Raw genomic sequence first — 23,097 nt, 5'->3', positions numbered from 1 at the left:
CCCCGTGGACATCACCTCGGTCACCTCGTTCCGGCGGGCTCGCACCCGGGAGGACCTCATGCTCGCGCCCCGCGAGACCCTGATCGCTGGCGGCACGTGGCTCATGAGCGAGCCGCAGCCCGGCACGACGGGGTTCGTCGACCTCACGACGATGGGGTGGCCCGCGCTGGAGGTGACGAGGGCCGGCCTGCGGATCGGGGCGACCTGCACCATCGCGGAGTTCGTGGCCTGGGCACAGGGCCGTGGAAGCCTGAGGGTGCCGGAGGCGTGGGCGGCAGCATCCGCCGTTCCCGATGCCGCCAACGCGCTGCTCGCTTCGTTCAAGGTGTGGAACACCGCCACAGTGGGCGGCAACGTGTGCCGGGCCTTCGCTGCGGGATCGATGACCGCGTTCCTCGTGACGCTCGACGCCACCGCCGAGGTCTGGCGGGCCGACGGCTCGGCGTACGAGGCGGACGTGGCCGACCTCGTGACCGGCAACGGCGAGAACGCGCTCGCACCCGGCGACGTGCTGCGCGCGATCGACGTGCCGGCCGCCGCGTTGCGGGCGCGCGCGGCGCTCCGCAAGATCGCGCTCGCCGAGCACGGCCGATCCGGCGCCGTGGTGTCGGGGCGGCTCGATGAGGATGGCTCGTGCGTCCTCGTGGTCACGGCGGCGACCCGGCGTCCGACGGTGTTCCGCTTCGCGGGGATCCCGGATGCCGCGACCCTCGCCGCTGCGGTGCACGCGGCGCCTGGGTACTACACCGATCCGCTCGGCGCCGCCGACTGGCGGCGCGGGGTGAGCGGGGTGCTCGCCGAGCGGATCCGCCAGGACCTGCTCGAGCAGGGGGAGGGAGCATGAGGCTTCACGTCAACGGCGAGCCGGTCGAGGCGGACCCGCGGCCCGGCCAGTGCCTGCGCACGCTGCTGCGCGAGAGCGGGCACCACGAGGTGAAGAAGGGGTGCGACGCAGGCGACTGCGGCGCGTGCTCGGTGCTCGTCGACGGCGTGCCCGTGCACTCCTGCATCGTGCCGGCGGTCCGCGCCGAGGGCGTCTCGGTGACGACGGCCGCGGGCCTCGCTCCCGGAGACGACCTTCATCCCGTGCAGGAGGCGCTGATCGAGCACTTCGGGTTCCAGTGCGGCTTCTGCACGCCGGGCATGGCCGTGACGGCGTCGACGCTGTGCGCGGGCGACCTTCCCGACCTGGATCGCCGCATGAAGGGCAACCTGTGCCGTTGCACGGGATACCGGCCGGTGCGGGAGGCGCTCGAGTCCGTGCTGGGTCCGGTGCGCGAGACCGGGGCTGCGGGTGCGACCGCTCACCCCGCCGCCACGGCGACGAGAACGCACGACAGCACCGTGACCAGCCCTGACCCGGTGCTCTCACGCGGTCTCGTCCGGGAGGACGGGGATGCCGCGCCCGACGCCGGCGCGCTCCGGGTCGGTGCATCGGCGCGGCCCGAGCCCGGGCGGCGCGTCGTGCAGGGCCTCGAGCCGTACACGTTCGACACCGACCTCACCGACACGCTCGTGCTGCGGGTGGTCGGGTCGCCGCATCCCCATGCCCGCATCGTCGCGATCGACGACGCCGCGGCCCGCGCACTGCCCGGGGTGGTCGCCGTCTTCACCCACGAGAACGTCACCGCCCGACGGTACTCGACCGCCCGGCACGAGCTTCGCGAGGACGATCCCGACGACACCCGCCTGCTCGACGACACCGTGCGGTTCGTCGGACAGCGGGTGGCCGCCGTCGTCGCCGAGACGGCCGAGATCGCGGATGCCGCCTGCCGGCTGATCGACGTGACCTACGAGGTGCTGCCCGCGGTGTTCGATCCGGAGGAGGCGCGGCGGCCGGGCGCCCCGCTGATCCACCCCGACCGTACCCCGCAGGACCGCGTCGCCGAGGCGGACCGCAACGTCATCGCGACGTTGCACGACGGGATCGGCGGCGACGCGGACGCCGCCCTCGCGGCGAGCGCCGTCACGGTCTCGGGCACATGGCGCACGAGCCGGGTCTCGCACGCGCAGCTCGAGACGCACGGGGCGATCGGCTGGCTCGACGACGAGGGCCGGCTGACCATCCGCTCGAGCACGCAGGTGCCCTTCCTGGTGCGCAACGAGCTGTCACACCTGTTCCACCTGCCCCGCGAGCGGATCCGCGTGTTCGCGGCGCGCGTCGGGGGCGGGTTCGGCGGCAAGCAGGAGATGTTCACCGAGGACCTCGTCGCCCTCGCCGTGCTGCGCACCGGCCGCAAGGTCGCCTACGAGTTCTCGCGCGCCGACCAGTTCCGCCGGGCGTCGGTACGCCACCCGTTCCGCGTGGCGGTGACGCTCGGGGCGACGGCGGACGGCGTGCTCACCGCGATGAAGCTCGATGTGCTGAGCGACACCGGCGCCTACGGGAACCACGGCATCGGCGTCATGTTCCACGGGTGCGCCGAGTCGATCAACGTCTACCGGTGCCCCGTGAAGCGCGTCGACGCCGAGGTCGTGTACACGAACACCGTTCCCTCGGGCGCGTTCCGCGGCTACGGGCTGGGGCAGATGATCCTCGGCGTCGAGTCCGCCATGGACATGCTGGCCGAGAAGCTCGCGATCGATCCCTTCGACCTGCGCCGCATCAACGCCGTGCGCGAGGGCGACCCGCTCCTCACCGTGCGCGACGAGCACGATGAGGATCTCGTGTGGGGAAGCTACGGCCTCGATCAGTGCCTGGACGACGCGCAGGCCGCGCTGCGCCGGGGCAACGGCGTCGCAGCACCCGAGGGCTGGCTCGTGGGCGAGGGGATGGCGCTGTCGTTCATCGCCGCGATGGCGCCGGGCGGTCACCACGCCCACAGCGTCACGACCCTGCGGCCCGACGGCGTCGTCGTGGTGGCGGCGGGGACCGCCGAGTTCGGCAACGGCACGAGCACCGTGCTGCGGCAGATCGCGGCGACCGTGATGGAGGCCGAGCCCGAGCGCATCGTGCTCCGCGCCGCCGACACCGACCTCGTCGCCCACGACACAGGGGCCTTCGCCTCGGCCGGTGTCACGGCGGCGGGGAAGGCACTCGCCGCCGCGTGCATGGAACTGCGAAGTCGCATGCTCGCGACGGCATATGCCGTCGCCGGGTCGCCCGAGGGCATCGAACCCCTTGTGGCGCCCGGCGGCGTGCAGGTCGGCGAGCGCCTCGTGGCGTTCGACGAGATCGTGGATGCTGCGAGCGTGGAGCAGCGGACCCCCGAGGGCCTCGTCGGCCGTGGCAGCGAGCACGGCGACGAGCGGAGCCTTTCGTTCAACGTCCATGCGGTCCGCGTGGCCGTCGAGCCGGAGACCGGTGTCGTGCGGGTGCTGCAGTCGGTCCAGGCCGCCGATGCCGGGTTCCTGATGAATCCGGCGCAGGTGCGCGGGCAGGTCGAGGGCGGGGCGGCTCAGGGCCTGGGCAGCGCACTCTACGAAGAGGTGCTGATCGGCGCGGATGGCGCCGTCGAGAACCCGGCGTTCCGGCAGTACCGGGTGCCGCAGTTCGGCGACATCCCCGTCACCGAGGTGCTCTTCGCCGACACCTCGGACGCGGTCGGCCCGTTCGGAGCCAAGTCCATGAGCGAGTCGCCGTACAACCCGGTCGCCGCCGCCGTGGGCAACGCGATCGCACGCGCGGTCGGCCGGCGCCCGTTCCGGCAGCCGTTCACGCGTGAGCGGGTGTGGCGCCTGGCCCAGGGAGTGGACGAGCCCTGACCCTGAACGAGCCTTGACGGGACCGGATGCCGCGGCGCCCGACATCCGGAACCATCCGTCACATCGCCGAAACACCCGGACCCACCGGTTGAAATGCGCCGCCCCTAACGTCGGCCTGATCACATCACGTGCTCACACCGCATGAAGGGAAGCCATACCCGATGGCACGACACAGCAACCTGGGGCGGCGCGGCCGTCTCGCCGCCGGCGCAGCCGCGGTCATCGCCTCCGTCCTGATCCTCGCCGGCTGCGCGTCGGGCGGCACCGCCGCACCCGGCTCCAGCGAGGGCGGCGACGAGGCGGCCTCCTACGGCGAGATCAGCGTCCAGTACTCCTGGATCAAGAACGAGGAGTTCGCGGGCGAGTTCTACGCGTACGAGAACGGCTACTACGACGAGAGCGGCTTCGGCGACGTGATCGGCATCTCGGGTCCTGACACCGGGGTGGCGAAGCTGCTCTCGGGCACGGTCCAGGTCGCCCTGAGCGACGCCGCGTCGATCGGCGCCGCGATCGCCGAGGAGGAGGCGCCGCTGAAGATCATCGGCGCGACGTTCCAGAAGAACCCCTTCACGATCCTCTCCCTGGCGGACGGCGGCAACATCACGAAGCCCGAGGACCTGGTCGGCAAGACGATCGGCGTGCAGGACTCCAACGCGTCGGTCTTCGCCGCCCTGCTGAACGCCAACGACATCGATCCCGCGGACGTCACCGTCGTGCCCGTCGACTTCGACCCGACCCCGCTCATGAACGGCGAGGTCGACGGCTTCATGGCGTACCTGACGAACGAGGCCCTCACGGTCGAGCTCGCCGGCTACGACATCGCCAACCTCGCCTACGCCGAGAACGGCGTGCCCTACGTCGCCGAGACGTTCAGCGTCACCGACCAGTACCTCGCCGAGAACAAGGAACTGCTCAAGGCGTTCCTCATCGCCGAGATCAAGGGATGGACCGACGTCTTCCAGGAGTCCACCGACGACACGGTGAGCCTCATCGAGCAGTACTACAACCAGGCGGCCGCGGAGTCGGAAGACGGGCTCGAGGCGGTCTTCGGCGCCCTCGACCCGGTCAAGACCGGGAAGGGCCTGGAAGCGGAGAAGCTGCTCATCTCGACGGAGGAGACGGAGGCCAACGGCCTGTTCACGATCTCGGACGAGCTCAAGGAGCAGACGGTGGCGTCGCTGGCCGCCGCCGGCTGGGACGTCTCGGTCGACGACCTCTTCGACACCACCATCATCGACGAGATCTACGAGGAGAACCCCGAGCTCAAGGACTACCTGCCGTAGTCCCCGACCCGGGTCCCACGAACATGACCGACATCGAGACCACGGATGCCGCGGCCACCGCGTCGCCGGCGGGGGAGACCTCGCCGGCGACGCCGGCCCACGGATCCGGCATCCGCATCGACGGATTGAGCAAGACGTTCCAGACCGGCCGCGGCGGCAGCGTCACGGCTCTGCAGGACACGCACCTGCACACCGACAAGGGATCGTTCCTCGCCCTTCTCGGCCCCTCGGGCTGCGGCAAGTCGACGATCCTCCGCATCCTCGCGGACCTCGAGACGCCCACCACCGGCGAGGTCTACGTCGACGGCAAGACTCCCGCCCAGCTGCGTCGCGACAGCGAGCTGGGCATCGCGTTCCAGGACCACGCGCTGCTCCCGTGGCGGAGCGTGCTCACCAACATCCGGCTGGTCTTCGAGATCGCCGGCCGCCGCCCCGACAAGGCCTACATCGACGAGCTCATCGCGCTGGTGGGGCTGAAGGGCTTCGAGAAGGCCAAGCCCGCCCAGCTGTCGGGCGGTATGCGCCAGCGCGTGTCGATCGCCCGCGCGCTCGCCCTCAAGCCGTCGGTGCTGCTGCTCGACGAGCCGTTCGGCGCGCTCGACGACATGACGCGCCAGAACCTCAACCTCGAGCTGCTGCGCATCTGGACCGAGAAGCCCGCAACGACCCTGCTCGTCACCCACGGCATCTCGGAGGCGATCTTCCTCTCGGACCGCGTGGCCGTGATGTCGCCGCGGCCCGGGCGCATCAAGGAGATCATCGAGGTCGACCTGCCGCACCCGCGCACCCCGGACATGCAGCGGTCCCCCGAGTTCCACGAGCTGGTCGATCGCGCGTCCGAGCTGCTGTTCGGCGCCGACGGCCGCGCCGCGGCGGAGTCGTGATGCGCGGGCGCTCACTCCCGGGCTGGCTCGCAGGGCTCATCGGCGCGGCGGCGCTCATCGCCGCATGGTGGGTGTTCTCGGTGACGGTGTTCCAGCCCCCGCCGGGAACGACCTTCACGCCCGTTCCCTCTCCGTTCGTCGTGTTCCAGACCATCTGGCAGGACGGACTCGCCGCGTACTGGTCGGTGTTCCAGGTGACGATCACCGAGGCTGCGATCGGCTACGCGTGGGGCAACGGGCTCGCCCTCCTCATCGCGGCGACCGTGCTGCTGCTCCCCCGCATCGAGACGATCGTCGTGCAGATCGCGGTGGTCAGCTACTGCCTGCCGGTGGTGGCGGTCGGCGGCATCGCGATCGTGGTGCTCGGCGGCGCCAAGCGCGCCGGCGATCCGAGCGCCACCGCGATCTTCCTCGCCGCCCTCGCGGTGTTCTTCACGACCGTGGTCGGCGCCCTGCTCGGTTTCCGTTCGTCCGACAAGGCCAGCCTCGACGTCGTGCGCGTGTACGGCGGGTCGCGTTTCACGCAGCTGCGGAAGGTGCGGCTCATCGCCGCCCTCCCCGCGATCCTGAACGCCCTTCAGATCGCCGTGCCCTCGGCCTTCCTCGGAGCGATCCTCGGCGAGTACATGGGCGGCACCGACCGTGGCGTCGGCATCACGCTCATCCGCCTGCAGGGCGATCTCGACTCGGCGCGGGTGTGGGCCGTGTTCCTGCTCTCGGCCGTCGTCGCCCTCCTCGGATACGCGCTCGTCGGTCTGATCGCCCGCGGGGTGACACCGTGGGTGTCGGGCAGGGCGGTGACAGCATGACCGCCACCGCACCCGCGGCCATGCCGCTCGAAGCGACCCCGCACACGGCCAAGCGCGTCACCGCGATGTCGCGGGCGGTCGGCCGGTCGCTCCTGAACGCCCTTCTCACGTTGGTCATCGTGCTCGCCCTGTGGTGGGCGGTCGTGAACCTGACCGGCATCTCGCCGTATGTCGCGAAGGGGCCGGCAGACGTGTGGGAGTTCTTCTTCACGTCGCCTGAAGCGGCCCAGAACAGGGCCGAGATGATGCCGCTCCTGGCACAGACCCTCGCCGACGCCGCGATCGGATTCGTCGTGGGAATGCTCGTGGCGATCGTGCTCGCCCTCGCGTTCTCGCTGTCGCGCTCCGTCGAGATGGGGGTCATGCCGCTCGCGCTGCTGCTGCGCTCGGTGCCGCTCGTCGCGATCGCCCCGGTCATCATCTTGATCACCGGGCGCGGCACCCCGGCATCCGTCGCGGTCATCGGCTCGATCGTGGTGCTCTTCCCCGCTCTCGCCTCCATCATGTTCGGCCTGAGCCGAGCGTCGAAGGAGAGCCTCGACCTCGTGCACGTGTACGGCGGTGGCCGAGCGACGCAGCTGCGCAAGGTGAACGTTCCCGGCGCGCTGCCCTCGCTGTTCGCCGCGGCGCGCGTATCGGTGCCGGGAGCCGTGACCGGTGCGCTCCTGGCCGAGTGGCTGTCGACGGGTCAAGGCATCGGCGGCATGATCCAGAAGTTCAGCGCGTCCGCCCGCTTCGACGAGTTGTGGGCTTCCGTCGCCCTGATCACGATCGTGACGCTGCTGCTCTACAACGTGGTCCAGGTGGCCGAGAACATCGTGCTCGCGCGCATGGGCATGACCACCTCCGCCCGCTGACGCACAGCACGATGATCGGCGGATGTTCCCGCGATGTCACGGCACGGAAACACCCACCACCTAGCGTCGGTTCATGGAACGCTTCACGATCACGGTCTTCTGCGGCTCGTCCCCCGGCAGCGACCCGATCTACGCGCGGGCGGCCCGAGCCGTCGGCGAGGCGATCGGACGCGCCGGCATGGACCTCGTGTACGGCGGCGGCCACGTCGGTCTCATGGGGACCGTCGCCGATGGGGCGCTGCAGGCCGGAGCGCACGTCACGGGCGTGATCCCGCGGGCGCTTCAGGCGCGCGAGGACGCCCATCACGAGATCAGCGAACTGGTGCTCGTCGACACGATGCACGAGCGCAAGACGATCATGGCCGACCGCGCGGATGCCTTTCTCGCACTGCCGGGCGGTCCAGGCACGCTCGAGGAGCTGACCGAGCAGTGGACGTGGGCGCAGCTGGGCATCCATGAGAAGCCGGTCGGGGTGCTCAACATCGCAGGCTACTTCGACCCCTTGCTCGCGTTCGTCGCGAACATGCGCGACCGCGGCTTCACCCACCCGCGCTACACCGACATGCTCGTCGTGGCCTCCGAGCCCGATGAAGCTCTCGGGCGGCTCCGCGACTACGTGCCGCCCGTGCGTTCGGAGGTCTCCCCCGGCGCTGAGATGACCGGCGCCCTGTCGATTCCGCTCCGCCCCTGACATCGAGGCATCCGCTTCCGAGTCGATCGAGGGATCAGGCCGTGCGCGCCCGCCGGTGAACCTCGCCGGCGACCACGACGATCGCCGTGACCACGGCGGCCAGGAGCACGCTCCATGAGAAGTGGATGTCGACCAGACGCGCACCGGCCCACGCGCCCAGCCCGATCAGCACCACCGACAGAAGCCGGCGGGGCCAGGGACTGCCGCCGTTGCCGCCCGCAAACCGCGAGTCGTAGACGAGGCCCACTAAGGTCGAGGTGACGACGACCGTGGTGACGTCCTTCGCGCCGACCGCGCGTGCGGCACCCGCCTGGACTCCCATGGCGAGTCCGAGCAGCGCGGTGAGCACGTTGTGATCGATGACGTCGATGCTCTCGCGCGCAGCGCCCAGACCGGCCGCGACGAGAAGTGCGATCGTCACGAGGAGGAGCAGCAGGCTGGTACGGGCCGACCATCCGGACGCCGTGCCCCGGCCTGCCCTTCCCGCGATCGCCGCACCGGCGATGAACGCGATCAGAGCGACGATCGGCCCGAGCACCGGCAGGTCGTCGGCGCCGGCGAGACCCATTCCGAGGATCACGACGTTGCCGGTCATGTTGCCGGTGAACACGCGGTCGAGCCCCAGGTACCCCGCCGCGTCGATCACACCCGTCGAGAAGGTCAGCGCGAGCATGCACCACAGCTCGACCCGCTCCGGCTCCTGCCTGCCCCACATCGCTCTCATGAACTCCTCGATCCCTTCCCTGTCGCCGCGGCACCGGACCGCCGAGGCCTCGACGTCACGCGCGATCGGCGGCGAGCTGCAGCACGGACTCGGCGAGCGCCTGGATGCCGCGGGCGACGTCGCCCGCCGACACGGCCTCGTCCGGGTGGTGGCTGATGCCGTCGGGATTGCGCAGGAACAGCATGCCGACCCCGGTCAGCGCACCGATGGCCATCCCGTCGTGTCCGGCGCGGCTGAAGATCACCGCCGGGTCGTCCGCGCCGGCGGGCAGTGTCGACGCGATGCCCTCCCGCACGACGTCCTGCAGCAGCGGTTCGCAGAAGACGGCCGGTGCGCTGTGCACCTCGCGGGCGCGCCAGCGCAGCCCCCGGCGCCCCATGATCGCGTCGAGCTCGCGCTCGATCGCGAGCCACACCCGGTCGCGCTCACCGTCGAACTCGCCGCGCAGGTCGAGCGACAGGCGGGCCTCGCCGGCCACGACGTTGACGGCGCCGGGGTACGCCTCGAGCTGCCCGACGGTGCCGATGATGTGGTGCTCGCCGCGGCAGATGCGCTCCACGGCGAGCGCCGCCTCGGACGCGCCGAGCAGCGCGTCGCGCCGCCGGTCGTATGGCGTGCCCCCGGCGTGCCGCGCCTCGCCCTCGACCGTGAGCTGGAACCGTCGCGCCGACGCGATGGACGACACCACCGCGAGCGACTCGCCCCGGTCGTCGAGCTCGGGCCCCTGCTCGATGTGCGCCTCGAGATAGCCGACCAGCTCGTCAGGGCGCCTCGCGGCCTCGGCCACGCGTCCGGGGTCGAGGCCGAACTCCAGGAAGGCCTCGCGCAGCGTCGTGCCGTCGGCATCCGTCAGAGCCCACCAGTCGTCGTTCCACTGCCCCGCCACCGCCGACGAGCCGAGCAGCGCCTTGCCGAACCGGGTGCCCTCCTCGTCCGAGAACGCGACGATCTCGAGCGCGAAGGGCAAGGGGACGACGGATGCCTCGTCCCAGGGTGCGGGCGACCGCAGCAGACGCACCACCTCGAGGGCCATCAGCACCCCCACGATCCCGTCGTACCGGCCGGCGTCGGGCACGGTGTCGAGGTGGGAGCCGAGCAGCAGCGCCGGGGCGTCGGGATCGGGCGCGCCACCTGCCGCAGCACGATCGATGCGGCCGAGCTGGTTGCCCACCGCGTCCTGTCGGGTGGTCATGCCGACTTCGCGCATCCACTCGGCGGCGAGCCGGTTGACGCGCGCGTGCTCAGGCGACAGGTACACCCGCTCGATCGATCCCGGCGCCGCCGTGATCCGCGCCAGCTCGTCGCAGCGCGCCATCACGCGGCGCGCAGCGGCCGCGATGCGGTCATGGTCGATGCCGGCCAGGAGGGCCGTCACGCGCGCGCCGCCCGGTAGACGTCGGTCGCGGCATCCGTCCCGCCGCCCGCCGGGACCGTCGCGCCGAAGCGCCGCAGCACGGCCTCGAGGGCGGCGAGAGTGGTGAGCACCGCGTCCTCGCGGGCGTTGTAGCCCATCGTGCCGATGCGCCATACCCGCCCGTGCAGCGGGCCGAACGACGTGCCGATCTCGATGCCGAAGTCCTCGAGCAGCGCGGCCCGCGCGGCGTCGCCCGGCACCCCGGCAGGGATCTCGACCGCCACGACGTTGTTCATCTTGTGCGAGACGTCGCCGAACACCTCGAGACCCAGCCCCCGCACGCCGGCGAGCATCGCCGCACCGGCGAGCCGGTGCCGCTCGATGACGGCGTCGCGACCCTCGAGCAGCAGCACGCGGGCGCACTCGCGCGCGGCGTAGAGCATGGAGGTCGCCTCGGTGTGGTGGTTGAGGCGCCGGGGTCCCCAGTAGTCGAGGATCATGCCGAGGTCGAAGTAGTTCGAGCGCACGAAGTCGGCCGCCGACGCGTCGCCGTCCTCGCGGATGCCCGCCTCGATGCGCGCCCGCGACCGCACCACCTCGACGGCGCGGTCCGACAGGGTGATCGGCGCCGACCCCGACGGACCGCCCAGGCACTTCTGCAGGCCTGCGGTCGCGGCATCCACCCCCCATTCGTCGGCCTCGAACGCGTTGCCGCCGAGCGACGCCGTAGCGTCGGTGTAGAACAGCACGCCGTGCTTCGCGCACACCGCGCCCACCTCATCCAGCGGCTGGTTCATCGTCGTGGACGTGTCGCCCTGCACGAGCGCGAGCAGCGTTGGCTTCACCCGCACGACGGCCTCTTCGATCACCGACACCGGGAAGACCTGCCCCCACGCGGTCTCGATCGTGTGCACCTCGGCCAGCGCCCGCTCGGCGATCTCGGCGAGCAGGTGCCCGAACCGGCCGAACACCGGCACCAGGACGCGGTCCCCGGGTCGGATCAGCGAGATCAGCGCCGCCTCGATCCCCGCGCGCGACGTGCCGTCGACCAGCAGCGTCGCGTCGTTCGCCGTGCTCCACACGCCCCGGTACAGCTGCTGCGTCTCGGCCATCGTCGCCGTCATGAACGGGTCGTACTGCCCCACGAGCGGCGCGGACATCGCCCGCAGCACGCTCGGATACGCCGAGATCGGCCCCGGGCCCATCAAGAGGCGGGCAGGCGGGTCGATCGGGCCGGGGATCAGGGTCATCGGTTCACTCCAGAGGCGGAAAGTCGGTCGGCGAGCCGGCGCGCGAGGCGCACCAGCGCGATGTCGGTGCCCTCGCGCGAGACGAGGCACACGCCCACCGGCGCGGGCCCCAGCGGACTGGGCACGGTGAGCAGCGGTGCCGACAGGGCCGGAAGGCCCGCCACCGCCGCCGGCGTCGTCATGCGCAGGGTCGCGGTGCGCACGGCGTCGATCCGGTCACCGGCGAGCCCTCTCGCAGGCGCCGCACCCGGTGCGGTCGGAAGCAGCAGCACGGCGCCGCGCACCCGGTCGCGCACGAGGTCGCGGAGCGGGGCGAGAAGGGAGCGAGCGGATGCCTCCTCCTCGGCGGTGACCGCGGCGGCGGCGCGGAACCGCTCGGCGACGGCGGGGCCGACCGCTCCCGGGTGGGCTTGAAGCCAGGTGCCGTTGTTGCGCCACGCCTCGGCCGCCTGCACGGTGCGGAACGGGACGAGGTAGTCGTCGAGGTCACCGAGCGACACACGGTCGATCGCCGGCGCATCCGGGCCTGCGGCGAGGGAGCCGAGCAGCGTCTCGAATGCGTCGCGTGTCGTCGGCTCCGCCGCGTCGAGCGCCTCCTCAGGAACGGCGAACCGCCACGGCAGGTCCTCGCCGGACTCACCCCATCGGCCGCGGCCGGGATCGTCCTCGTCGGTCGCCGCCGACGCGTCCGACCCGTCGTAGCTCAGGCACCAATCGGCCACGCGCTGGAGGGTGTCGCCGTCGCGGGTGAGCCACCCCACGGTGTCGAACGACTGCGCGAGCGGCAGCATGCCCTGGCGAGGGACCAGCCCGTGGGTCGTCCGCAGGCCCCACAGCCCCTGGTACGACGCGGGCACGCGCACCGATCCGGCGGTGTCGGTCGCGAGGCCGATGTCGGCCTGACCGGTCGCGACGGCAGCGGCGGGTCCGCTCGACGATCCGCCCGGGAGGGCGCCCGGCAGTGCGCCGTTCGGCGGCGTGCCGTAGTGGGGGTTGTCTCCCGCGATGGAGTACGCGAACTCGTCGGTGCGGGCGATGCCGCGCAGCGATGCGCCGGCGCGCAGGAGATCAGACACGGCGGGCGCGGTCGTCGTCTCGGGGCGGGCGCTGTCGAGGTAGGCCGGGTTGCCCGCGCCGATCCGGTAGCCCTTGATGGCGAAGAGGTCCTTGACGGCCACCGTGAGCCCCGCCAGCGGTCCCTCCCACGCGCCCTGGAACAGGGGGTCGCCGACGGTGCGCCAGACGGTGCGGTCGAGCGGCTGCGCCCGCGGAGTGACGTGGGCCGCGGTGATGCGCCATGCGCCGTCGATCCGCTGCCACAACTGCGTCTGCAGGCCCCGCCCGCCGCCGGCGTAGCGCGACACGGACACCAGGAGCGCAGCATCCGTTCCCACCGGTCGGTACTCGATGCGCTCGATCGTGCGCGGCGCGACCCCGCCGCGCGTGCCCCGGAAGGCCGAGATGGCGTCATGGCCGACGAGCAGCCCCGCGCCGTCGCCGCGCAGAGTGTCAGGGCCAGGCGCGAAGGTGTCGTCGAGCACCGCGATGTCGTCGGCGACGATCGCCGCCTCGTAGCGCTCGAAGGCCGCGAGCAGATCGGCGGGGACGGATGCCTCAGCCACGGGTCACCGCCCCGAAATCCGCCTCGCGGATGCGCGCGTGAACACCGCAGACGATGTCGACGACCTGCGAGATGTCGAAGTCGGTCGCCGCGGAGAGGTAGGCGTAGGCGAGGTGCTCGGCCATGCCGTACCGGGCCTGCAGCAGGGCGAGCGCCGCGCGGACCGCCTTGCGCATCGCCTCGCCCAGGTCGGGGTCGAGCCCGGTCGGCACAAGGTACTCGTCGGTGTGCACGAGCGGCCCGGCGAGCTCGCCGAACGCGGCGAGCGCCTCGTCGCGCGGCACCACGTCGAACCGGAGCGTGGCGCGCAGCGATGCTTCGAGCGCGGTGAGCGCGACCTCGCCGTCCCCCTGCGCGAAGTGCGGGTCGCCGACGTACGCGAGCGCACCTTCGACCTGCACCGGGAGGTAGAGCACGGTGCCCTCGACGAGCAGCTTGATGTCGATGTTGCCGCCGTGCTCGCCGGGCGGCACCGAGTGCGGACGGTCGTCGGAGTCGACGGCGACGCCCATGGTGCCGAGGAACGGCGCGAGCGGGAACTCCACGACCCGATCGCCGCCGTCGACGAGAGGCAGCACGCCGACCAGCCCGGTGTCGCGGACCTCGACGGGAGCGAAGACGCTGACGTTCGCGCTCCCCCGGGGCAGCTCGCCCGGCAGCGCGCCCTTGCCGTGACGGTTCGAGATCACGCCGTAGGGAACGCGGGGGTCGAGCCGTTCCACGGTGATCTTCAGCAGGTCTCCCGGGGCCGCGCCGGCGACGTGGATCGGGCCCGTGACGACATGGGGCCCGTCGGCCGCCGGGTCGCGTGCGAGCGCGGCGGCGATCTTCACGGCGTCCTCCAGCACGGATGCCGGCTCCACGCCGTGCGCTCCGAAGAACGCCAGCGGATCCTTGCCCTGGTCTTCGAGGATGCCCTCGTGGCTCACCGTGTCGATCGTCACGGTGTCGCCCGGCGCGATCGTGAGGACCGCAGCATCCGTCCGGCAGGGAAGCCGCCCCCACATCACCGTGGCGGGTGTCGCCGGAAGGTAGTGGTCGCCGGGGCGGGGGCCCGTTCCCGGCTGCAGGATCGTCGTCGACATGCTGTCAGTGAACCCCACCGAGGTTTCGTTCGCATGTCGGGGCGTCATGCCGGGCGCGACCGCGCCGGGCTCTGCGAATCTCGAACGCATCAGTCGGCAGCATCCGCCTTCTCGAACTGGGCTTGCAGCTCGTCGAGGTCGACCGGGTCGGTCGTGACGGACTTCTTGCCGTCGTAGACGTCGCGATCGATCTCGTTGCTGGCGTTCGCGACGAGCATGGCGACGAAGGTGTCGCCGTTGACGTTGAGGAAGGTGCGGAAGATCCCGGCGAACCAGTCGACCGCGATGAGCAGCCCGACGGCCTCGAAGGGCAGTCCCAGCGAGGTCGCGAGGAACATCGCGACGACGGGGAAGCCGCCGGGCACGGTGATGGTGCCCATGTTCAGAAGGATCGCGAGAGCCATGCCCAGGACGATCGTGCCGAAGTCGAGGGTCATGCCGCCCGACTGCGCGAGGAACATGACGACGATCATGTAGTTGAGCACCGCCCCGTACGAGCCCATGGTCAGCCCGACCGAGAGCGTGAAGTTCGCGACGTTCTGGCTCACGCCGACCTTCTCGACCGCCGAGCGCAGGACAGTGGGGAAGGTCACAGCCGAGCTCGTCGTCGTGATGGCGATCAGCGTCTGGTCTGCGAGTTTGCTCGGCAGCTTCGCGGGGTTGAGGCCCGTGCGCAGCCAGACGACGACGACGAACAGGGCGAAGACGATCAGCACGCCCAGCAGCGTCGATCCGAGGTACTTGAGGGCGCTCGTGACCACCGCGAATCCGACGGTGCCGGCGAGATTCGCCAGCAGGCAGAACACGCCGATCGGAGCGATGAGCATGACGAACCGGATCATCGTCAGCACGACCTGCTGGATGGAGTCGAACAGGTCGAGCACCAGACGGTTGCCCGTCTTCGCGATGTACGCGTTGAGGGCGACCCCGAACAGCAGCGAGAAGATGATGATCGGCACCATCATCGCGGTCGACATGGCGGCGAAGATGTTCGTGGTGATGAAGTTGAGCAGGGTGTCCTGCCAGCCGGTCGCCTCACCCGCGGCGTCCTGCAGCGCGGGGTCCACGGCGCCCGTGAAGTCGATCCCCGCCCCGGGCTGGATGACGACGCTGATCCCCCACGCGACGATCGCGGCGACGACCGAGAAGCCGATCATCCACTTGAACGTGCGGAAGGCCATCTTCCCCATCCCGGATCCGCTCATCGAGCCGGTGGCGACGATGACCGAGGTCATCACCAGCGGCACGATCGACATCTGGATCAGTCGGATGAACATGTCGCCGATGAACTTGAGGTTCGCCGCCCACTCGCCCACGACGAGGCCGAACGCGATCCCCAGGATCGCCGCGACGCCGATTTGGAACGCCGGGTGCTTCACGGTCTTCTTCATGTCGGCTCCATCTCGCTTGACGTCCAGAGCACGCTCGGACGTGGGGTGCGACCAGGCTAAGGAGCTTCGATCCCCGAAGAGGGGCGAATTGGTAGGACCGTAACGCGGTTTTTACATGGCCACGATTCTCCGAAACGTGATGTTCACGTGCCGGCGCGATGACCGTCGGGCGATTGGTCCTACCGGGAGCGTTGTACGTGCCTCGCGCGGCCGGGACATGCGGACGTGCCAGACTGGAGAGGCAGCCGAGGGGTCGCGCTGCGCCCACACCGCCTGTGGCCCGTCTGGAGGGCAACCGTGACCGACCGCCTGCAGCTCGGTCCGCTCGCCCGGGAGGGCGGGTCGGTCGCCGACGACGTCGTCCGTCATCTGCAGCGTCTCATCGTCACCGGCGTGCTCGCGCCCGGCGAACGGCTCGCCCCGGAACGCACTCTCGCCGCGGAGCTCGGGGTCTCGCGCAACGCCCTGCGCGAGGCGCTGCTGCGTCTCGAGCTGCTCGGGCTGCTCGACCGACGGCAGGGCCGCGGCACACGTGTGTCGGCGAACCTGCCTCTGACCAGCACCTTCACAGCGCACCTCGAACAGGATGCCGCCCGGTTCCACGACTCGGCCGAGCTGCGCACCGTCGTCGAGCCGCAGATCGCCCGGCTCGCCGCGGGGCGGATCCAGGCCGACGAGATCGCCGCGCTGACCGAGCTGCTGCGCCAGTCCGCGGCGGCTCCCGACGCGGACGAATCGGTCCGCCTGGACGTCGCCTTCCACGTCGAGGTGGCTCGGGCGACGCGGAATGCGCTTCTGGCATCGCTGAGCGAGCTGACCGTCGCCTGGACCGTGGAGGCGCGAGTGTACTCGCATCTGGACGATCACGGCCGCCGGCTGTCGTCCGCCGGGCACGGGCGGATCCTGCGCGCCCTCGCGGCGCACGACGGCGACGCGGCCGAGGCCGCCATGCGCGTGCATCTCGACGAGATCGCCGAGGTCATCGAAGCGGTCCGGGCGGGGACGCCTGTCGTCGACTGATCCCGCCTGATCCCCCCGGAAGCGGCTTCGTCGCGTCCGTCGGGGGCACACGTCATCCCCTGGCCGTGGCCCACTCCGCGCGCAGCAGCCTGCCGGCAGGCCGACCCCGGAAGCGCGGCGCCTCACCGGGTCCGCCGTCGGTGATGTCGAAGACCGCCCGGCCCGCAAGCCATGTCCGACGCACCCGACCGGTGAGCACGCGGGAGTCGTAGGCGGTGATCGGGTTCTTGTGCAGCAGCTCTTCGGCGTGCACCTCGAACGGATCGTCGACGCCGAAGACGGTGAGGTGCGCGGGCGCGCCCACGGCGATGGCGCCCGCGCTCCCGATGCCCGCGACGGCGGCAGGGCCGGTCGTGTACAGCGGAAGGATCTCCTCGAGACGGATGCCGCGGTGACGAGCCTCGGTCCATACGGCGGAGAGGCCCACCTGCAGCCCCGCGATCCCGCCCCACGCGAGGCCGAAGTCACCGCCGCCCGATCGCTTCAGGTCGACGGTCGACGGGGAGTGGTCGCTCACGATCGCGTCGATGGTGCCGTCGACGACGCCCTCCCACAGGAGGTCGCGGTTGGACGCCTCGCGGATCGGGGGGCAGCATTTGAACTCGGCCGCGCCGTCGGGGATCTCTTCGGCGGCGATGGTCAGGTAGTGCGGGCACGTCTCGACGGTCAGCGCGACGCCGTCGGCCTTCGCGGCGCGGATGGCCGGCAGGGAGTGGGCGTCGCTCAGGTGGAGGATGTGGGCACGCGCGCCGGTGCGGCGCGCCTCGGCGATGACGGCCTCGATCGCCGAGGCCTCACTCGCGGCCGGACGGCTCGCGAGGAACGCGCCGTACTCGGGACCGAGCGCCCCGTGGTCGTGGAGCAGCCGCGGATCCTCGGCGTGCACGATCAGCCGGGAGCCCAACGCGGCGATCTCCTCCATCGCGGCGGCGAGCTGCGCACGGTCGAGGTGGCCGAACTCGTCCACTCCCGACGGCGACAGGAAGCACTTGAACCCGTACACACCCGCCTCGTGCAGCGGGCGCAGCGCCCCGAGGTTCTCGGGCACCGCGCCGCCCCAGAACCCGACATCGATGTGAGCGGATGCCGCAGCCGCCGCCCGCTTGATCTCGAGAGCTTCGACGGTCGTCGTCGGCGGCACGGAGTTGAGGGGCATGTCGACGATCGTGGTGACGCCACCCGCGGCGGCGGCGAGCGTCGCCGACCGGAAGCCCTCCCACTCGGTGCGTCCCGGCTCGTTCACGTGCACGTGGGAGTCGACGAGTCCGGGCAGCAGCACCGCGTCGTCAGGCACGATCGTCGTGCCGCGCATCCCCGAACCCGGTGTGGAGATGCCGGTGATGACGCCGTGCTCGAACTCGACGTCGGCGGGCCGGAACGCGCCCTCGATCCACGCCTGCGCTGCGCGGATGCGGCCGCTCGCGCCTCGGCGGGTGCTCACCTCGGTCATCGGAACTCCTTCTGCTCGTGGCGCCAGCATCCCCCACCCGTGTTCCCGAAGCGAGGCCTCCGCGTTTCACGGGTGTGAATCGAGCGCGCGAGTCGACGGTCACACGCTTGTCACAACGTCGAAACCCCCACCGAACGGCACACCGGTAGCGTCCCGTGCAAGGGGATCGACGTGAGAATCGAAGAGTTCAACGAACGGGACGCGGCGTCCGCCCGCGCGATCGTCGCCGTCTGGGCGGCGATCCCGGCGTGGGTGGACGATCTCGTCGGCGCCCGCCCCTACGCCTCCGTCGAGGCCCTCGCCTCGCGCGCCGCCGACCTCGCCGCCGGGTGGACACGCGCCGACCTGGACGCCGCTCTCGCCCACCACCCCCGGATCGGGGAGAAGCCCGTGGGCGCGGGCGCCGAGGCTGCGGCATCCCGTCGCGAACAGGCGTCGATGACGGATGCCGCCGCCGACGTCGCGGCCCGCATCGACGCGGGGAACGCGGCTTACGAGCAGCGCTTCCGCCGAGTGTTCCTGATCCGCGCGGCCGGACGGTCTCCCGAGGAGATGCTCGCCCAGCTCGAGCGCCGCCTCGGCAACGACGACGATGCCGAGGCCGCCGAGGCCCTCGGCGAGCTCCGCGAAATCGCCCTGCTCCGGCTTCGCGCCGCCATCCACGACGGCCACCAGGGCGACGAGGGAGCTGACAGTTGAAGATCATCATCATCGGGGCCGGCATCGGCGGCACGAGCGCGGGCATCGCCCTGAAGAACCTGGGTCATGACGTCGTGATCTACGACAGGATGCGCGAGAACAAGCCGGTCGGCGCCGCGCTGTCGCTGTGGTCCAACGGCGTCAAGGTGCTCAATTGGCTCGGCCTGGGCCGCGAGGTCGCCGCGCTCGGCGGCCGCATGGACCACATGGCCTACCTGGACGGGCGCACCGGTCAGCAGCTGTGCCGCTTCAGCCTCGACCCCGTCACCCAGCAGACCGGGCAGCGCCCGTACCCGGTGGCGCGCGCGGACCTTCAGGCGCTGCTGATGCGCGCCTTCGGCATGGACAGCATCCGCCTCGGCATGCAGATGGTCGCCGTCTCGGACGACGGCCGCGCCGTCACGGCGACCTTCGCCGACGGCTCCACCGACACCGCCGACATGCTCATCGGCGCCGACGGCGCCCGGTCGATCACGCGCGACCACGTCACCCGCGACGACGACGCCCCCCGCATCGAGCGCACCTATTCGGGGTACACCAACTTCAACGGCCTCGTCCCCAGCGACCCGCGTATCGGCCCCGCCGACCAGTGGACCACCTACGTCGCCGAGGGCAAGCGCGCCGCCGTGATGCCGATCGAGGGCGACCGCTTCTACTTCTGGTTCGACGTGCCGCAGCCGGCCGGCCTGCCCTACGAGCCCAGCGACGGCATCGCTCCCCTCGTCCAGGCGTTCGCGGGGTGGGCGCCCGGCGTCCAGGCGCTCCTCGGCGGCATCGACCCGGAGGTCTCGCTCAACCGTGTCGAGATCTGGGACATCGACCCGTTCCACACCTGGGCGCGCGGCCGTGTCGCCATCCTCGGCGACGCGGCGCACAACACCGCGCCCGACATCGGGCAGGGCGCCTGCTCCGCACTGGAGGACACCTTCGCCCTCGCCATCGCGGTGGCGACCAACACGGTGAGCGTCGAGGACACCCTCCGCCGCTACGAACGCAGCCGCACCGAGCGTGCCGGGGAACTGGTGCTCCGCGCGCGCAAACGCGGCGACGAGACCCACGGCTACGATCCCGACGCCACCGCCGCCTGGTACGAGAGCCTGCGCGGCGCCGACGGCGAGGGCATCATCCGAGGCATCGTCGGCAACATCGAGGGCAGCCCCATCAACCTGGGCGCCGGCGTGCTGCGGTAGGAACGGCGCGCCGCGCTCTTCTCTTCGGCTCCGGTCTGGGGTAAGACCGAGGGAGAGAGCAGCGAGCACACGATGAACGATTCGTCAGAGTCACACCGAGCACCCCAGGTCGAACGCCTTCCGGCCTCGACGTGCTGGGAGTACCTCCAGCAGGCGGAGCTCGGCCGGCTCGCCGTCATCAACGCCGACGGCGCTCCCGACATCTTCCCGGTGAACCACCTCGCGCACGAGGGCTCGCTCTTCATCCGCACCGCCCGCGACGCCAAGCTGCTCCATATCGCGCAGCATCCGCTCGTGGCATTCGAGGTGGACGGCGCGACGAACGACGACTTGTACTGGAGCGTCGTCATCAGGGGCCGAGCCGAACGCGTGACGCGGGACGACGAGATCCGTGACAGCGGTGTACGGGCGCTCAGATCGTGGAATCCCACGGCGAAGTTCTTCGTGATCAAGGTGGTCGCGAGCAGCATCACGGGCCGCCGGTTCCGCCTGCACGAGGGGCGGTCCGACCCCCTCAGGGCGTTCGAGGGGTCGGTGGCGCCGTCCGTCTCGACCGAGCCGCCGCATCCGGCGCGCGGCGAGCGCCCCGCCCCGATCCCTCACTTCGTGCCGCGCACCGGTCCGATGCCCGTCGTCCCGGAGGACGACTCCGGTCGCTGAAGCGCACGCCGGTCCGCGGCGCTCAGGCCGTGAAGACGGTGTGCACGTCGCCGACGACCTCGCGGCCGCCGAGTGCCGTGAGCTCCATGAGCACGGCGGTGCCGACGACGGTTCCGCCGAGCGTCTGGACGAGTTCGTGCGCGGCCACGAGGGTGCCGCCGGTGGCGAGCACGTCGTCGACCAGCAGCACGCGCCTGCCGGCGATGTCGTCGTGCGCCTCGATCGTGGCGGTGCCGTACTCGAGGGCGTAGCTGACGGATGCCGCCGGCAACGGCAGCTTGCCGGCTTTGCGGATCGGCACCATCCCCACGCCGGCCTCCATCGCCACGGCGCCCGCGAGCAGGAAGCCGCGGGCCTCGACCCCCGCGACCACGTCGAAGGAGCCCTCGAAGGGCGCGATCATCGAGTGGATGACGGTGCGCACCGCCGAGGCATCCGCCAGCAGCGGCGTGATGTCGCGGAAGAGCACTCCCGGCTCGGGGTAGTCCGGGATCGTGCGGATGAGGGATTCGGCGCGCGTGAGGGCTACGGACAGCACCCGCCCACCCTACGCCCGGGTAACGGGCGACCACCGTCCTCGCGCCGAGCATCGCCCTCGCGCCGGACCACATGAGGATGCCGCGTAATCCACCGCGGTGATGTAAGCGCTTGCAGTACACTGGCCGCATGACTTCCGCAGAGACCGCCGAGCGCACGGACGCGTTCCTCGCCCCCCTGCCCGGCCATGCCACGGAAGGGGGCGCCGGGGAGTGGTGGCGCACCGCCGTCATCTACCAGATCTACCCCCGCTCCTTCGCGGACGCGACGGGCGACGGCATCGGCGACCTCCCCGGCATCACTTCGCACCTCGACGATCTCGCGCACCTCGGCATCGACGCGATCTGGCTGAGCCCCTTCCAGCGCTCCCCTCAGAAGGACGCCGGCTACGACGTCAGCGACTACTGCGACGTCGACCCGCTCTTCGGCACCCTGGCCGACTTCGACGAGATGCTGGCCGCAGCGCACGGGCGCGGTATCCGTGTCATCGTCGATCTCGTTCCGAACCACTCGTCCGACCAGCACGAGTGGTTCCAGCAGGCTCTGGCCTCGGCTCCGCACAGTGCCGAGCGCGCACGCTACATGTTCCGCGACGGCAAGGGGACGCACGGCGAACTGCCGCCGAACAACTGGGAGTCCGTGTTCGGGGGCCCCGCGTGGACGCGCGTGGTCGAGGCCGGCGGCGAACTCGGCCAGTGGTACCTGCACCTCTTCGACTCTTCGCAGCCCGACTTCGACTGGTCGAACGAGGAGGTGCGCGAGGAGTTCCGGCGCATCCTGCGCTTCTGGCTCGACCGGGGCGTCGACGGCTTCCGGGTCGACGTGGCGCACGGCTTGGTCAAGGCGGAGGGCTTGCCGGACTACATCCCCGACCCCGAGGCCGGTTCGATGGGCGGCGAAGAGGAGCACGTCCCGTACTGGGGTCAGGACGCCGTGCACGAGGTGTACCGCGACTGGCGCAGGATCCTCGAGGAGTACGCCGGCGACCGCGCCCTCGCCGCCGAGGCGTGGCTGCCGACCGCGGAGCGCACCGCGCAGTGGGTGCGTCCCGACGAGATGCACCAGGCCTTCAACTTCCCGTACCTGTCGACCGAGTGGAACGCGGCAGACCTGCGCGAGGTCATCGACGTGTCGCTCCGCGCCTTCCCCGGCGTCGGCGCGCCGAGCACCTGGGTGCTGTCGAACCACGACGTCGTGCGCCACGCGTCACGCCTCGCGCTGACGGCGGAGAACCCGCAGGGTCACGGCATCGGTCCGGACTCGCCCGGCCAGCCGATCCCCGAGGTCGGCCTCGCCCGGGCTCGCGCCGCGACGGCGCTGATGCTCGCCCTGCCGGGGTCGGCCTACCTCTACCAGGGCGAGGAGCTCGGACTCCCCGAGGTCATCGACATCCCTGGCGACGCGCGGCAGGATCCCACCTGGTTCCGCACCAACGGCGAGAGGTACGGTCGCGACGGCTGCCGCGTGCCGATCCCGTGGAACGCGGATGCCCCGGCCTACGGCTTCAACGACTCGGGAGCGTCCTGGCTGCCCCAGCCCGCCGAATGGGCGACGCTGGCGCGCGACGCGCAGACCGGCGTCGAGGGATCGACGCTCGAGCTCTACCGCACGCTGCTCGCGGAGCGCCGCGTGCACGCGCTCGGAGCCGGCTCCCTCGAGTGGATCGACGGCTACGGCGCGGAGGCCATCGCATTCCGCAATGGGAATGTCACCGTCGTGGCGAACACCGGATCCACGCCGATCCCGCTCCCGAGCGGTATCGTGATCGCGGCGAGCGGTGCGGTCGCCGACGGGATCCCGGCCGACACGACGGTGTGGGTCGAGACCGTCTGACCCGCGTCATCCGTCCCGCTCGGCGGATCCGCTTCCGCCGGACGAGCCCCTCCT

20 protein-coding genes are annotated in these 23,097 nt (G+C 71.3%); 12 read left to right on the top strand and 8 right to left on the bottom strand.

Annotated features, from left to right (window positions below; translation table 11 throughout):
- The first annotated feature begins 4 nt into the window (after positions 1-4).
- From ACN9MP_RS00535 to ACN9MP_RS00505, 7 genes are all read left to right on the top strand, one after another.
- Positions 5-844 (top strand): FAD binding domain-containing protein, encoded by an 840-nt coding sequence (locus ACN9MP_RS00535; RefSeq protein ID WP_426322978.1) that lies wholly within the window; start codon positions 5-7, stop codon positions 842-844.
- A complete protein-coding gene (locus ACN9MP_RS00530; protein ID WP_426322977.1) occupies positions 841-3,705 on the top strand; it encodes a molybdopterin-dependent oxidoreductase in 2,865 nt (954 codons plus the stop codon). Before ACN9MP_RS00535 ends, ACN9MP_RS00530 begins: the two co-directional genes overlap by 4 nt.
- 161 nt (positions 3,706-3,866) lie before the next feature.
- Complete coding sequence (locus ACN9MP_RS00525) at positions 3,867-4,988, top strand: ABC transporter substrate-binding protein (protein WP_426322975.1); 1,122 nt, start codon at positions 3,867-3,869, stop codon at positions 4,986-4,988.
- Between the two features lie 23 nt (positions 4,989-5,011).
- On the top strand, positions 5,012-5,872 hold the full coding sequence (locus tag ACN9MP_RS00520) for an ABC transporter ATP-binding protein (protein ID WP_426322973.1): 861 nt from the start codon (positions 5,012-5,014) through the stop codon (positions 5,870-5,872).
- Entirely contained in the window at positions 5,872-6,681 is an 810-nt protein-coding gene (locus ACN9MP_RS00515) for an ABC transporter permease (protein WP_426322972.1), read from the top strand. Before ACN9MP_RS00520 ends, ACN9MP_RS00515 begins: the two co-directional genes overlap by 1 nt.
- Positions 6,678-7,538 carry an ABC transporter permease gene (locus ACN9MP_RS00510; protein ID WP_426322971.1) on the top strand — a complete coding sequence of 287 codons (861 nt, stop codon included), beginning with the start codon at positions 6,678-6,680 and terminating at the stop codon, positions 7,536-7,538. Before ACN9MP_RS00515 ends, ACN9MP_RS00510 begins: the two co-directional genes overlap by 4 nt.
- 73 nt (positions 7,539-7,611) lie before the next feature.
- Positions 7,612-8,229: a TIGR00730 family Rossman fold protein gene (locus ACN9MP_RS00505; protein WP_426322969.1), complete on the top strand. Its 618-nt coding sequence runs from the start codon at positions 7,612-7,614 to the stop codon at positions 8,227-8,229.
- 34 nt (positions 8,230-8,263) lie between these two features.
- Here ACN9MP_RS00505 and ACN9MP_RS00500 read toward each other — a convergent pair whose 3' ends face one another.
- From ACN9MP_RS00500 to ACN9MP_RS00475, 6 genes are all read right to left on the bottom strand, one after another.
- The gene (locus ACN9MP_RS00500; RefSeq protein WP_426322967.1) at positions 8,264-8,953 is read right to left on the bottom strand and encodes a YoaK family protein; all 690 of its coding nucleotides are present in this window, start codon (positions 8,951-8,953) and stop codon (positions 8,264-8,266) included.
- A gap of 55 nt (positions 8,954-9,008) precedes the next feature.
- Positions 9,009-10,268, bottom strand: a complete 1,260-nt coding sequence (locus ACN9MP_RS00495) for a Zn-dependent hydrolase (RefSeq protein ID WP_426326140.1) — start codon at positions 10,266-10,268, stop codon at positions 9,009-9,011.
- A 56-nt stretch (positions 10,269-10,324) separates the two neighbouring features.
- Positions 10,325-11,557, bottom strand: a complete 1,233-nt coding sequence (locus ACN9MP_RS00490; protein ID WP_426322965.1) for a pyridoxal-phosphate-dependent aminotransferase family protein — start codon at positions 11,555-11,557, stop codon at positions 10,325-10,327.
- Positions 11,554-13,179, bottom strand: a complete 1,626-nt coding sequence (locus ACN9MP_RS00485) for an AtzH-like domain-containing protein (RefSeq protein WP_426322964.1) — start codon at positions 13,177-13,179, stop codon at positions 11,554-11,556. Before ACN9MP_RS00485 ends, ACN9MP_RS00490 begins: the two co-directional genes overlap by 4 nt.
- Entirely contained in the window at positions 13,172-14,263 is a 1,092-nt protein-coding gene (locus ACN9MP_RS00480) for an acetamidase/formamidase family protein (protein WP_426322962.1), read from the bottom strand. The genes ACN9MP_RS00485 and ACN9MP_RS00480 overlap by 8 nt, the downstream gene beginning before the upstream one ends.
- Before the next feature lie 89 nt (positions 14,264-14,352).
- Positions 14,353-15,654, bottom strand: a complete 1,302-nt coding sequence (locus tag ACN9MP_RS00475) for a dicarboxylate/amino acid:cation symporter (protein ID WP_426322960.1) — start codon at positions 15,652-15,654, stop codon at positions 14,353-14,355.
- A gap of 297 nt (positions 15,655-15,951) precedes the next feature.
- Here ACN9MP_RS00475 and ACN9MP_RS00470 point away from each other — a divergent pair, with 297 nt between their 5' ends.
- Positions 15,952-16,674, top strand: a complete 723-nt coding sequence (locus tag ACN9MP_RS00470) for a FadR/GntR family transcriptional regulator (protein ID WP_426322958.1) — start codon at positions 15,952-15,954, stop codon at positions 16,672-16,674.
- 52 nt (positions 16,675-16,726) lie between these two features.
- Here the strand turns inward: ACN9MP_RS00470 and allB are convergent, their stop codons facing one another.
- Positions 16,727-18,124: an allantoinase AllB gene (gene allB, locus ACN9MP_RS00465; protein WP_426322956.1), complete on the bottom strand. Its 1,398-nt coding sequence runs from the start codon at positions 18,122-18,124 to the stop codon at positions 16,727-16,729.
- 171 nt (positions 18,125-18,295) lie between these two features.
- Between allB and uraD the strand changes: the two genes are divergently transcribed.
- The 3 genes from uraD to ACN9MP_RS00450 all read left to right on the top strand — a co-directional run bounded on the left by uraD (position 18,296) and on the right by ACN9MP_RS00450 (position 20,673).
- On the top strand, positions 18,296-18,823 hold the full coding sequence (gene uraD / locus ACN9MP_RS00460) for a 2-oxo-4-hydroxy-4-carboxy-5-ureidoimidazoline decarboxylase (RefSeq protein ID WP_426322954.1): 528 nt from the start codon (positions 18,296-18,298) through the stop codon (positions 18,821-18,823).
- Positions 18,820-20,013: an FAD-dependent urate hydroxylase HpxO gene (gene hpxO, locus ACN9MP_RS00455; protein WP_426322953.1), complete on the top strand. Its 1,194-nt coding sequence runs from the start codon at positions 18,820-18,822 to the stop codon at positions 20,011-20,013. The genes uraD and hpxO overlap by 4 nt, the downstream gene beginning before the upstream one ends.
- A 72-nt stretch (positions 20,014-20,085) precedes the next feature.
- Complete coding sequence (locus ACN9MP_RS00450; protein WP_426322951.1) at positions 20,086-20,673, top strand: pyridoxamine 5'-phosphate oxidase family protein; 588 nt, start codon at positions 20,086-20,088, stop codon at positions 20,671-20,673.
- A gap of 22 nt (positions 20,674-20,695) precedes the next feature.
- Here ACN9MP_RS00450 and ACN9MP_RS00445 read toward each other — a convergent pair whose 3' ends face one another.
- Positions 20,696-21,211 (bottom strand): adenine phosphoribosyltransferase, encoded by a 516-nt coding sequence (locus ACN9MP_RS00445; RefSeq protein ID WP_426322949.1) that lies wholly within the window; start codon positions 21,209-21,211, stop codon positions 20,696-20,698.
- 128 nt (positions 21,212-21,339) lie between these two features.
- Here ACN9MP_RS00445 and ACN9MP_RS00440 point away from each other — a divergent pair, with 128 nt between their 5' ends.
- Positions 21,340-23,043 (top strand): glycoside hydrolase family 13 protein, encoded by a 1,704-nt coding sequence (locus tag ACN9MP_RS00440; RefSeq protein WP_426322947.1) that lies wholly within the window; start codon positions 21,340-21,342, stop codon positions 23,041-23,043.
- Positions 23,044-23,097: the final 54 nt, after the last annotated feature.

This window comes from Microbacterium sp. E-13, assembly GCF_049912955.1.
Taxonomy (GTDB): Bacteria; Actinomycetota; Actinomycetes; order Actinomycetales; family Microbacteriaceae; genus Microbacterium.
Note: the sequence above shows the minus strand (reverse complement) of the source record. Positions and strands in the feature narration are given on the sequence as shown.